Consider the following 11,569-nt stretch of genomic DNA (forward strand, 5'->3'; position numbering starts at 1 on the left):
ATGAGAACTTTACTTTTGTCAAAAGGAGAGAAAAATAGAAAACGGTAATTTTGTATAAATTATTTATTTCGTTAAATAAGCAGATGCGACATCAGATAAAAGGTTAGCATAAGAATGTATATTTTGCATAATTTTTTTGGTAGAGTCTATAGGGTAAGATTTAAAAGAGGTGAGTTTTATGCAGACCGTACCTAAAGCAAATCGAATTCATATTGCGATTTTTGGTAAACGAAATGTAGGAAAGTCTAGTTTGATTAACGCGTTAACAAAACAGTCTGTTGCTTTAGTATCGGATATTGCTGGAACGACGACTGATCCAGTATATAAAGCAATGGAAATATTACCGCTTGGACCAGTGATGATTATTGATACTGCTGGTTTAGATGACGAAGGAAAGTTAGGAAAGTTAAGGATTGAAAAAACACTAGAAGTTTTGAATAAGACAGATTTAGCTATCATTGTTATTGATGGAACAGGTGGACTCAGTATCTTCGATAGAGAAATTGTTAATGAAGTTAGAAAAAGAAAAATACCAGTCGTTGGGGTAATTAATAAGATTGATCACTTAAAAACAAGTGAAAAGCTTGTACAACAATCTGAAGAAACTCTTCAAATTGATGTAGTCGGTGTAAGTACGGTTACTGGCCATGGAATAGAATTATTAAAAGGATTGATGATAAAAAATGCTCCACAAGATTGGGAAGAAAAAGCGATTGTTGGAGACTTAATCAATGCGAAAGATCATATTGTTCTTGTAGTACCAATTGACAATGCTGCGCCTAAAGGACGTTTAATCCTGCCTCAGGTTCAAGTTATACGAGATATTCTTGATTATGAAGGAATGTGCTCCATAGTAAAGGAAACAGAGTTAGAAGAATTTCTAAAAAGGTTGAAACAAAAACCATTTATGGTTATTACTGACTCACAAGCTTTTGCTAAAGTTGCAGCGATTACTCCCTTAGATATTCACCTAACATCTTTTTCAATGTTATTTGCTAGATATAAAGGCGATTTAAATTCTTATCTGAAAGGTGTTAAAGCAATTGGAAGTCTTGTGCCAGGTGATAAAGTGTTAATTGCTGAAGGGTGTACGCATCATCGTCAATCCGATGATATTGGTACGGTAAAAATACCTCGTTGGCTAAATGAAAAAGTCGGTGGAAGTTTAGATTATGAATGGGCTTCTGGTGGTGGTTTTCCTAAAGATTTGACAAAGTATAAATTAATTATTCACTGTGGAGCTTGCATGTTGAATCGTCGTGAGGTATTATATCGTTTGAGTAATGCAGGTGAAGAAAAAATTCCTGTGATTAACTATGGAATTCTAATTGCTTATTTAAATGGAATTTTGTATAGAACATTAGCTCCTTTCCCAGAAGCAAATGCGTTACTTAAAAAACTAAAGAAAGAAAACTGAGATATTCAGTAAAGGCAATTTATATGAATGGAAGTCTTACTAATTTTTTGGCAATTGTTATTGGCTCAGGAATAGGACTATTCATTAAACGAGGAATACCTGAACGTTATAAAGAGACCATTATGCAATCATTGGGAATAGCTGTGGGGATTATTGGGCTAAAAATGGCACTTAGTAGTGAAAATATGATTCTTGTCATTTTAAGCATTGCCATTGGGGCAGTATGTGGTGAGTGTTTAAAAATTCAACAAGCTTTAGATCATTTTGGCGCTGCACTTACCCATAGACTTGGGGATAGATACGGTGATGTTGGAAGAGGCTTTGTAACGGCAACGCTTGTTTTTTGTATAGGCGCGATGGCAATTGTCGGTTCTATTCAAGAGGGAATTAACGGCGATTCTAGCATTTTATATGCAAAGTCAATGCTTGATGGAATTATTGCCATTGTATTTGCAGCAGCTATGGGAATTGGTGTCGCTTTAGCAGCTATCCCGGTACTTTTTTATCAGGGCATGATTACAATTTGTGCAAGTGTCTCTGGCGAAGCTATTTCACAATCAGCAATTACAGAGCTTACAGCAGTTGGAGGAATTTTAATTATTGGCATTAGCTTAAATATGTTGGAATTAAAATTGATTCGGGTTGCTAACTTATTGCCAAGCATACCAATTGTTATTTTATTTGTTATGATGGATCTAATTTAATTGTAGGTTAGGAGTTTGAAAAATGAATATGGATTTGAATTTAGAAGGCGTTTCGGCATTTATCCTTAATAATGTCCATTATGTGTTACTTATTATGACGGTCTTAATTTTTATTGCTTTAATTGTTTTTATTAATATCAATATTAAATTAACAAAAATGAATAAGCGTTATCGAAAATTAATGATGGGTATGGATGGTTGCAATATTGAACGATTACTTATGGGACATATTGATGAAGTGCGTGATACAGTGCAAAAGGTAGAAGCATTAGAAGCTGAATATAAAAGAGTGGATGCAATGAATCGGAAAGCTGTGCAAAAAGTTGGTGTAGTCCGCTTTAGTCCATTTGAGGAAATTGGCAGTGATTTAAGTTTTGCAGTCGCTTTTTTAGATCACCATAATGATGGTGTCGTATTTTCAAGTATATTTGGACGTGATGAATCACGTTGCTATGCAAAACCAATTAAAAATGGCGAATCTACATATGTACTAACGGAAGAAGAAAAACAAGCACTTTCTGAAGCAATGAAAAAATAGAAGTTTTGGCAGGATTTTTAGAATTTATGGCGAATGTGGTTAATCATGAATAAATACAATAAGTTGGGGAGGACTTTTATGCATAAAAAAGTACACAAACCCGACAACAGAGAATATACTCTAAAAATTATTCCGCACCAAGGTGAAACTGTACGAAGTATCCGGCTACCGATTCGTACAATAAAATATGGTGCGGCTGCTATTTGTTTAGGGGTGACTTTGTTTGTGGGAGCTCTTGGGTACTCCACGTACAATGCAAGCCTTGTTGAAAAGGATAAGGCAGAGTTAACGCAATTACGTGAAGTCAATGGTCTTCAGCAAGCACAATTATTGCAGCTTTCAAAGAAGACAGCTGAATTACAAGAGGATATGGAAAAATTAAATCAATTGGAAGTAGAAATACGCCAATTGACATCAATTGAAAGTAATGAAGTATCACGTTCTGGAGTGACTAGACTTGGGGCGGTGCATGAAGGACAAGGTGGCCCGTCAATTACTCCAAATATTGAAAATGTAAATGAAACATTAGATGATTTAATTGGTAGTGCAAAAATTCGTCAACAAAGTTTGGAAGACTTAAAAGGGAAAATTAAGGATAAGAAAGCACAAATGGCAATAACTCCATCTATATGGCCTGCTAGCGGTGATGTTAGTTCGCGCTATGGACTAAGATGGAACGGCAGTGACTTTCATCCTGGTATAGATATTGCGAATGATATTGGTACACCAATCGTAGCTGCTGCGGATGGTGTTGTTGTCGATAGTGGTTGGAATTCTGGCGGATATGGCTATATGGTTGACCTTGATCATGGAAATGGAATTGTAACTAGGTATGCGCATAATTCTCGTAATGCAGTGAGCGTGGGGCAGGTTGTAAAAAAAGGTCAGCTTATTGCGTATATGGGCAGTACTGGCTTTAGCACAGGACCGCATGTTCATTACGAAGTCCGTGTAAATGGCAAGGCGGTAAATCCGGATCGCTTTTTATAAATTTAAATAAGCGTTCTTAGTTAATCAGTATGAATTCCATAAAAGCATGCAGATATTTTAACTGTGTTAAGGCATCGGATAATCGAAGTGAAAGGCTGCGTGAATATATGTTTAAACTAGGCAAAAATAATGATAATAGTTTTTCAAGTGATATAGAGACAGTTATCGGGAAAAATACTCAAATCAAAGGGTCTATTCATGGGTCAGGAAATATGCGTGTGGATGGGATGGTCGAAGGCGAGATTTCTATTACAGGCGAAATTGTAGTTGGCGATGCTGGCCGAGTAATTGGTAATATTAGTGGGCGCAGTGTTCTTATTTCTGGTGAAGTAACTGGAAACATTAGTGCTGAAAGTAAACTTGAAATTATGCCAAACGGTAAGCTATATGGTGATGTAAATGCAAGCGTACTTAGTATAGCTGAAGGTGCGGTATTTAGAGGTCAAAGTAATATGGAGCCTAGACCTATTACAAATGAAGAAGAAATAGTATAGTAAATAAAAAAGGCAATATCAATTCAATTTGATATTGCCTTTTTTATTTCAACTATAATCAATGTTTTACTTCTTCGAATAAATCTTTTGGCACGCCACATAAAGGACAAGTGAAATCATCGGGCATTTCACCCTCATGGATATAGCCACAGATGGTACAACGATACTGTTTAGTGCTCGTTGCTAAATTAGCTGGCTTAGCTTCTACGGAAGTTTTAGTTTTTATTATTCCTAATGGGCCTAAGTCATTACTGCGATCCAGGTAAGTTGTATGTAGTAGTTTTTCTGCTAATACACTAAGTGGGGCATGATAAAAGTCAGTATAAGTTTTTTTTATCTCTGGATTTTCATGACTAAAGCGTAGTGTCATATGATGGTCTTTATGATATAAAGACTTAATTCTCGCATTGCGGATTTCATCTGTTATGGGATTTGCTTTTGGCTGTCCACCGCCACCGATACAACCGCCGCGACATGTCATTACCTCAACAAAATCATATTGTTTCTCCCCAGCTTGCCAAGCCTCAATCAGCTGTCGAACATTTTCCGTTCCATGGACAATTGCGAGTTTTAATGGGATATGATCAATAGTAACGGTTGCTTCGCGAATACCATCCATACCCCGAACGGACTGAAGTGTCATAAAATCGCTAGGGGGATTTTCACCCGTAATTAAATAATAGGCCGTCCGCGCAGCTGCTTCCATAACGCCGCCGGTATTACCGAAAATTACACCGGAACCAGACGCTATCCCCATAAATTCATCATAGTCAGAATCCATTAAAGCATTGAAATCAATACCTTCTTCTCTTAGCCATTGTGCCAATTCACGCGTTGTAATGACATAATCCATATCATGAAGCTCTGGTTCATTTAAGTAATTTGCAGATGCAATCATTTCTGAACGGCGTATTTCAAATTTTTTTGCAGTACAAGGGGTTACTGCAACATTTACAATTTTTTTGCTGTCTAAATGATTTAGCTGAGAAAAAAAGGTTTTAATTGTCGGGCCTTGCATTCCAATTGGACTCTTGGCTGAGGAAATATGGGGAAGAATTTCAGGGTAAAAGGTTTCAGCAAATTTTACCCATGCAGGGCAGCAACTTGTAAATTGAGGGAGTGGCTTATTCTTTTTGGTGATGCGTTCAACGAGTTCGCTAGCTTCCTCCATAATAGTTAAATCGGCAGAAAAATTGGTGTCTAATACAAAATCAGCACCGAGCAGGCGTAAAGCTGTAACCATTTTTCCTTCGACAAAACTGCCAGCGGGTAGATTGAATTCTTCGCCTAATCCGACACGGACAGAAGGTGAGGTACTAAAGATAACAATTTTATCAGGATCTTGAATTTCTTTGCGTACAAAATCAAATTCTTTTCGTTCCGTAATTGCATTTACAGGACAAATATTTGCACATTGACCGCAATGGATGCAGATAGCCATATCATTTGTACTCGTTAAGTCGTATAAACGTCCTACAGCAATTTCATTTTTACATACTTGTAGACATTGTCCGCATTTAATACATAAATCATTATTACGAATGATAGCTGGATTGTCGGCTTCGATAGGAATTCTTAAATTAGCGAATTCATGTTTAGTCATAAAAACCTCCCAAATTTAATTGATAGTAATTATTCCTGGATAATTAATTTATCGCATTAATCATAACGCTAAATTTGGAAAGTTTCAATAGAAAATAAAAAGGTATATTTAGAACATTCTATACTAATTAAATTTTTTCTGGCAATCAAATAAAGCAGGCTGACGGTATCTCAATACTACTGTCAGCCTGCTTTATTTAAGAGTAAATTTGTTGATAAAATAAAGGTGGAAATTTAAAAAGTGAGGGTTATATTCATAGGGAACAAGTGAGCAGTTAGTTTTTCGAATTAATTCTATGTTACTTTAGATAGCAACTTCTTTGTCATAAATAAAAATTCCATGATTTTTAGAGTCCGGTGTCTGGTAAAGTGATTTTATTGAGCATATGTTCCACTGATCCTTTAAACCGTAAAGTTTAAAGGTCATTGGCAGACTCATGCCAGTGATTATTACACTACGGTGCAAAAGTTTTAATTCTTGTAATAAATAAGCAGTTTCATTAAAAGCCGTGCTCCCATATAAATCACAAAGAATTAAAAATTCTTCGGAGGTGCTTAATAAATAATTTTTGATTTTTTTAATAAAGTCATTCGTTGATAAAGAGGCTAAATGAATAAAATCAATTTCAGGATTGGTATAAAAATTTTTCATTGCTTCATACATCTCCTCTGCAAGGGTACTGTTTGAGATTAGTAAAAATTTCATTTTTATCACTCCTATCATAAGGTATTGTACGGTATTACTATGTCTGTATCATAAAATTTTTACCATCTTCTCACAAGATGAAATGTTAAAAAAATAACAAGAAATCCAATAAAAATAACATAAAATGTTATTTTTACATGATATAATATGAAAAAATCACATAAAAATAACATTTGGAGGGGTGAGTTATGAAGGCAATAGAACGGCGCCAAGAAATATTGAAATTATTGGAAACGATGCGTTCGCTTACGATTAAAGAGCTTGCTGAAAAGTTAGAGGTATCGACGATGACAATTCGGAGAGACTTAAATATTTTTTCTCAACAAGGTTTGATTACGTTAACGCATGGAAGCGCAGTTTTAAATAGTGGAGGGGCATTTTTTTATAACCAACGATTTCGCAGAAAGAACTTGCAGCCAGAGAAAAGTCGCATTGGTCAATATTGCGCAAGTTTAGTAAAAGAAGGATCTTCAATATTTATTGATTGTGGGTCGACAACGGAGGAAATTGCAGGGCATTTAATAGATCGAAAAAATATTGTTGTTTTAACTGACTCTTTGCCAGCTGCAAATATTTTAAGTGCAGCTAAAGAGGTAAAGTTATTAATTGCGCCAGGGGAATATGTTGAAAGTATCAATGGATTTATTGGCGAATTAACGAACGAGTTTATTCGGCGTTTTACAGTAGATATATTATTTTTGGCTGGAACCGGAGTGCATAGTAAAAGTGGTGTAACAACTGCTAGTATTGTAGATGCTGAAACAAAACGTGCCTTGGTGAGGCAGGCGCGGAAAGTCGTCTTAGCTATGGATCATACAAAAATGCAAATAAATTCACTTGTTAGTGTTGCCGATCTATCAGAGCTTTCTATGATTGTGACGAATAAAGAGGCAGATCCAAAATTACTTGAACATTTACGTGGGCATGGCGTGGAAATTATTTTAGTGTAAAATTCATTTATTATTGACTCGGTATTATACTTTGAAACAATGAGAAATATTGATTTTAAAAAAGTAGAAAATCAGTTTGTGCAGTTTGCTAAAGAAAAGTATAAATTCCGTTCAATAAAGGGAGCTAAAATAAATGTTGCTATTTTGATGAAAATCAAATAGCAACATTTATTTTTTACTTTAGAAAGATAGAATAAACTCCTATTAAAATGAACATTATTTTGAAATATTTAGGGGCAATTGATCTATCTGTTTTAAATAAAATACAATATTTTACAAAATATAATCTATATATTTTTAAAATGCAATTTTTATATTAATTTTGTAAAAAAATAAAAAAATATACATAAAAGGAAGGAAAATAGAAATATATGCATAATAGTAATAAAATGTAATTTGGTTTACAAGTTTACAAATTTATTATGAGGAGAATGATTTATGATTGGGTTAAAGGGAAATAAATTTACTAAAGATGAGGTATACAGTGCAATGAAAGAAGGGAAGCTTTTAACTTTACATATATTTTTAGAAAATGTATGTAATTTTAAATGCCCTTTTTGTTTAACGCAGACAAGAACTTTCACTAATGAATTAAATACTGAAGAAACGAAGCAGATCATTAGAGATGGAAAGCAATTGGGAGTAAAAACGGTATTAATCGCTGGTGCAGGAGAGCCTCTGATGGCAAAAAATTTTTGGGAGATTGTCAGCTTTATTAAAGAGCAAAATTTGAATGTAATAGTTTTTTCAAATTTAAGTTTAATTACTCATCAAATTGCTGAAAAGTTATATAAAAATGAGGTTGCTATAATAGGAAAGCTTAATAGCTTTAAAAAAGAAACTCAAGAAAAGTATATTGGTAATCTTAAAGGTGCATATGAAAAGATGCAAATGGGGCTTAAAAATTTAATAGATATTGGATATACAAGACTAAATAATAATCATGAAACAATGCTTGCATTAGAGACATCAATACTTCATGATAATGTACATGAACTATATGATTTCTGGGTTTATTGTAGAAATCACAATATGTTTCCTATTGTAGATACAATTTATTATCAAGGCAAGGCGACTGAGTCAGCATATGAAGATTATTTAGTTGATTACCCTGTTGTGAGGGATGCAGTAAAAAGAATTAACGAATTTGATAGGGAAAATGGATACACTTGGAGTTTGAAAATTCTCAACAGAAAGGGGAAAGGTGTTATTATTGGAGAGTTAGGGTTAGATTGTATAAAAATAGGAACAAATTTAAATGTTGACGTAGAGGGAAGGGTATATGATTGCTTTAATATGTCTGGAGAAGGGTATGGAAATATTCGTGAAAATAGTTTAGTTGATATTTGGAGAAAATCTAAACCTTATTGTGACGGAATTGCTTTGCATGGGTTATGTAAATGCAGAAATTATGTTGACCGAGAAGAAATAAGAAAGGAATTGGCATGTCTAATTTAAAAAAGACTTTAAATTTGTACCAAGGAATAGGAATATTAGTATCTACGTTACTTGGATCAAGCATTTTTATTATACCTGCGGTTGCGGCCACAATCGCAGGGGTTTATTCAATTATAGCTTGGGTAGTTACCATTTTATTTATGATTCCAATAGCCTTTACTTTTAGTAATTTGGGAAGTTTCTATCCACATGCGGGCGGAACTGCTTTTTTTGTGAAACAAGCTTTGGGAGATTGCTTTGAAAATTTTACTTCATGGCTGTATTTAGCCGTTATGCCGATTGGTCCTCCTGTTGTAATTATCACAGGGGCAAATTATATAGGTGCAGTGGTACAAGCAAATGATATGGAGGTCTTTTTTATTTGCGTTGGAATGGTTGTAGCAATGTTTCTTATGAATTTAATGGGATTAAAATTCGCTGGAAGTATTCAAAGTATAATATCGATAATAATCGTTGGAATTTTACTTGGAATAATCGTTTTGGCATTAGGAAAACAATCGGAGTTATTTTTTGATTTTGTTAATTTTAATATAACAGCAAATGTTGATACTATGCTAAATATTAGTAGAGCGATTACTATTGTATTTTGGTGTTTTGTAGGTTTAGAAGCTATCGTACATCTTTCTTCCGAATTTAAAGACATAAAAAAAGACTTTCCTAAAACAATTTTTATCAGCATGGCTATAGTTGGTGGATTATGTGTCTTAATTAGTTTGATAGTTCTAAAATATAAGGCATATGGAACTGAGCAAATAGATGCGAATTATATGGTGTTCTTATTAAAGTATTTATTGGGAAATTCCAGTGTTATTTTTATTGGCATTATAGGATTTTTTAGTTGTTTTACAACGGTAAATCTTTATATTTTAAGCTTTTCACGGATGATTTACAGTATGGGGGAAAGTGGAATTATTTCTTCTTTTTTTTCAAAAGTAACGAATCGGGGCATTCCGTTAAATGCATTGGTTCCTTGCTACTTATGTGTCCTTGCAACAATTGTTTTGAAATATTCAGTCGGAATCAAACTGGAAAGTTTAATTTTATATGCAAATGGAATTTTTGTAGCACTTTATTTACTTGCTTCAATTTCAGGAGTATTTTTACTAAGCGGAATAAAACGGTTTTTAGCAATTACTTCAACTATATTTTGTATGTTTATATATTTTTCGTTAGGTTATCAGATTCTGTATTCTTTAGTTATCATCATTTTAGCTTTCTTTTACGATGCAACGCGCAAAAAATATAAAGCTGCCAATTTAGTTGATGACTGAGTTACTCAGCTAGCGAAATAAGCGATTCACAGGAAGGCAAAGATTTTGGTTTGTAGAGAGACCCTAGCTTTTATAAGTGAGTGTTATACCCAAAGGCCACCAAATGCTAATTCTATGAATAAGGGCAATGAGGAAAAATTCCACCTGAAGCAAGTTCACTTTATCTTAAAGTGAAATGACGCTATTTAGATGTTTAATATCATCTAATAGCGTCATTTTTTTATCATGCAAATCGATGAAGCGCAAAAGAAATGGAACGAGCGATAGTATCTGACATTTTCATTACTAAATTTAAACGTGTACTTTGCAATACAAGATGTTCCATAAATCCACCGACATTGACTATGCCGGTAATGTAAGCATCACCAATCGGCGGTAAGTCTTTTTTTACAGCGGCACCAGGTTTTACAGCGCCTTTACCAATAGAAAGATAGCCGACATTGTTTAATTGACCAAGGCATGCATCAACTGCAATGAGAAAAGGGTTTTGATTTGATTCATAAATAATTTTACTATATTCGGCTAAATTGGTTGCATGTACGGGTTCATCTAATGTCCCATATACAGGGGTTTTCAAATTTAGTTGTTTTAGTTTGCTTCCAGTGAGAGGCCCAAGTGCATCGCCGGTAGAGCGATCTGTCCCAATACAAACAAAAACGATATCCCGATTGCTGGTATAGGCTTCTTTTAAAAAAGGTGTAATTCGTTGAGCGAATTCGTATATTGCAGTTGGGGTATGTACGGATAATTTTGGTGAAGCAGTTGGGGATAGCTCTGTCATAAGATTTTGCATAATCTACTCCTATTTATATATTTGCAGCAAATAATTTATCCGCTGACTGTATCATTATTTCCTTAAACGCAATAAATTTATACTGATTTTCATAGGTAAAAATAACCTTATAATAGTTTAGCGAAAAAAATACAAAGTACATAATGATATAGAAGAAAAAGTATTTAGGCTACTGTATCTTGTATACCGAAAAACAATTCAATACAAAAAAGTAAGATTTTAAAATTAGAAAAATAAAAATAAGGTAAAAGGCTTTTAAAATAGGGTTTAATTAACACAAAACAGATATTTACAATGTGAATATAAAATTAACAAAATGAATAATTATTCAAAAGTGTAATAAATAATTTGCTTCAAAGTTCATAAAATCCCCATTTTGATGAAAAAATTTTTTTTAATATACATATTGACAGTATAAGTTTACGTTCTTATAATAAAAGAGCATTACATTTAAAGTTCTCATGCGGAGAACAAAAGTACCTTGCAAATGGAAAGTTCGTCAATGAACTTTGTAGAGGATAATGGCGATTTTATCGTCTTTTTTTCTCGAACAAAGCATAAATAATATTGTCGTTTTTAAATAATTGTGATTGATATCGCTTATTGATGAAGCCATGCGAAAGTTACCAAATAAATGATGGTGCTC

At 33.7% G+C, this 11,569-nt stretch carries 12 protein-coding genes; 9 read left to right on the top strand and 3 right to left on the bottom strand.

What is annotated here, in order from left to right; all coding sequences use genetic code 11:
- Window positions 1–178 precede the first annotated feature (178 nt).
- The 5 genes from hydF (at window position 179) to ACWZFG_RS11540 (ending at window position 4,143) form a co-directional block, all read left to right on the top strand.
- Window positions 179–1,417, top strand: coding sequence for a [FeFe] hydrogenase H-cluster maturation GTPase HydF (hydF, locus tag ACWZFG_RS11520; RefSeq protein ID WP_177506011.1), 1,239 nt, complete (start codon window positions 179–181; stop codon window positions 1,415–1,417).
- Between the two features lie 23 nt (window positions 1,418–1,440).
- Window positions 1,441–2,121 carry a DUF554 domain-containing protein gene (locus ACWZFG_RS11525; protein ID WP_177506012.1) on the top strand — a complete coding sequence of 227 codons (681 nt, stop codon included), beginning with the start codon at window positions 1,441–1,443 and terminating at the stop codon, window positions 2,119–2,121.
- Between the two features lie 22 nt (window positions 2,122–2,143).
- Complete coding sequence (locus tag ACWZFG_RS11530; protein ID WP_418626867.1) at window positions 2,144–2,659, top strand: DUF4446 family protein; 516 nt, start codon at window positions 2,144–2,146, stop codon at window positions 2,657–2,659.
- Between the two features lie 78 nt (window positions 2,660–2,737).
- Window positions 2,738–3,649 carry a M23 family metallopeptidase gene (locus ACWZFG_RS11535; protein ID WP_455577669.1) on the top strand — a complete coding sequence of 304 codons (912 nt, stop codon included), beginning with the start codon at window positions 2,738–2,740 and terminating at the stop codon, window positions 3,647–3,649.
- Window positions 3,650–3,756: 107 nt separating this feature from the next.
- Window positions 3,757–4,143, top strand: a complete 387-nt coding sequence (locus tag ACWZFG_RS11540; RefSeq protein WP_177506014.1) for a bactofilin family protein — start codon at window positions 3,757–3,759, stop codon at window positions 4,141–4,143.
- Between the two features lie 58 nt (window positions 4,144–4,201).
- Here ACWZFG_RS11540 and ACWZFG_RS11545 read toward each other — a convergent pair whose 3' ends face one another.
- Both ACWZFG_RS11545 and ACWZFG_RS11550 read right to left on the bottom strand, forming a co-directional pair.
- The gene (locus ACWZFG_RS11545) at window positions 4,202–5,746 is read right to left on the bottom strand and encodes a [FeFe] hydrogenase, group A (RefSeq protein ID WP_177504644.1); all 1,545 of its coding nucleotides are present in this window, start codon (window positions 5,744–5,746) and stop codon (window positions 4,202–4,204) included.
- Between the two features lie 303 nt (window positions 5,747–6,049).
- Window positions 6,050–6,451 carry a PTS sugar transporter subunit IIA gene (locus ACWZFG_RS11550; RefSeq protein ID WP_177504643.1) on the bottom strand — a complete coding sequence of 134 codons (402 nt, stop codon included), beginning with the start codon at window positions 6,449–6,451 and terminating at the stop codon, window positions 6,050–6,052.
- Between the two features lie 188 nt (window positions 6,452–6,639).
- Between ACWZFG_RS11550 and ACWZFG_RS11555 the strand changes: the two genes are divergently transcribed.
- The 4 genes from ACWZFG_RS11555 (at window position 6,640) to yjeH (ending at window position 10,130) form a co-directional block, all read left to right on the top strand.
- Window positions 6,640–7,401 (top strand): DeoR family transcriptional regulator, encoded by a 762-nt coding sequence (locus tag ACWZFG_RS11555; protein WP_177504642.1) that lies wholly within the window; start codon window positions 6,640–6,642, stop codon window positions 7,399–7,401.
- A gap of 39 nt (window positions 7,402–7,440) precedes the next feature.
- Complete coding sequence (locus ACWZFG_RS11560; protein WP_455577670.1) at window positions 7,441–7,563, top strand: hypothetical protein; 123 nt, start codon at window positions 7,441–7,443, stop codon at window positions 7,561–7,563.
- Window positions 7,564–7,839: 276 nt separating this feature from the next.
- Entirely contained in the window at window positions 7,840–8,859 is a 1,020-nt protein-coding gene (locus ACWZFG_RS11565) for a radical SAM protein (RefSeq protein ID WP_177504641.1), read from the top strand.
- A complete protein-coding gene (gene yjeH, locus ACWZFG_RS11570; RefSeq protein ID WP_455577671.1) occupies window positions 8,847–10,130 on the top strand; it encodes an L-methionine/branched-chain amino acid transporter in 1,284 nt (427 codons plus the stop codon). The genes ACWZFG_RS11565 and yjeH overlap by 13 nt, the downstream gene beginning before the upstream one ends.
- Window positions 10,131–10,353: 223 nt before the next feature.
- Here yjeH and yyaC read toward each other — a convergent pair whose 3' ends face one another.
- Window positions 10,354–10,923, bottom strand: coding sequence for a spore protease YyaC (gene yyaC, locus ACWZFG_RS11575; protein WP_309320494.1), 570 nt, complete (start codon window positions 10,921–10,923; stop codon window positions 10,354–10,356).
- Between the last annotated feature and the right edge of the window lie 646 nt (window positions 10,924–11,569).

The sequence above is a fragment of the Anaerosinus sp. genome (genome assembly GCF_965318445.1).

Excerpts from the sequence above, each read along its gene's own strand:
- ACWZFG_RS11565 (WP_177504641.1), top strand. The coding sequence starts at position 7,840 with ATGATTGGGTTAAAGGGAAATAAATTTACTAAAGATGAGGTATACAGT.
- ACWZFG_RS11525 (WP_177506012.1), top strand. The coding sequence starts at position 1,441 with ATGAATGGAAGTCTTACTAATTTTTTGGCAATTGTTATTGGCTCAGGA.
- hydF (WP_177506011.1), top strand. The coding sequence starts at position 179 with ATGCAGACCGTACCTAAAGCAAATCGAATTCATATTGCGATTTTTGGT.
- yyaC (WP_309320494.1), bottom strand. The coding sequence starts at position 10,923 with ATGCAAAATCTTATGACAGAGCTATCCCCAACTGCTTCACCAAAATTA.
- ACWZFG_RS11545 (WP_177504644.1), bottom strand. The coding sequence starts at position 5,746 with ATGACTAAACATGAATTCGCTAATTTAAGAATTCCTATCGAAGCCGAC.
- ACWZFG_RS11530 (WP_418626867.1), top strand. The coding sequence starts at position 2,144 with ATGAATATGGATTTGAATTTAGAAGGCGTTTCGGCATTTATCCTTAAT.
- ACWZFG_RS11560 (WP_455577670.1), top strand. The coding sequence starts at position 7,441 with ATGAGAAATATTGATTTTAAAAAAGTAGAAAATCAGTTTGTGCAGTTT.
- ACWZFG_RS11535 (WP_455577669.1), top strand. The coding sequence starts at position 2,738 with ATGCATAAAAAAGTACACAAACCCGACAACAGAGAATATACTCTAAAA.
- ACWZFG_RS11540 (WP_177506014.1), top strand. The coding sequence starts at position 3,757 with ATGTTTAAACTAGGCAAAAATAATGATAATAGTTTTTCAAGTGATATA.
- yjeH (WP_455577671.1), top strand. The coding sequence starts at position 8,847 with ATGTCTAATTTAAAAAAGACTTTAAATTTGTACCAAGGAATAGGAATA.
- ACWZFG_RS11555 (WP_177504642.1), top strand. The coding sequence starts at position 6,640 with ATGAAGGCAATAGAACGGCGCCAAGAAATATTGAAATTATTGGAAACG.
- ACWZFG_RS11550 (WP_177504643.1), bottom strand. The coding sequence starts at position 6,451 with ATGAAATTTTTACTAATCTCAAACAGTACCCTTGCAGAGGAGATGTAT.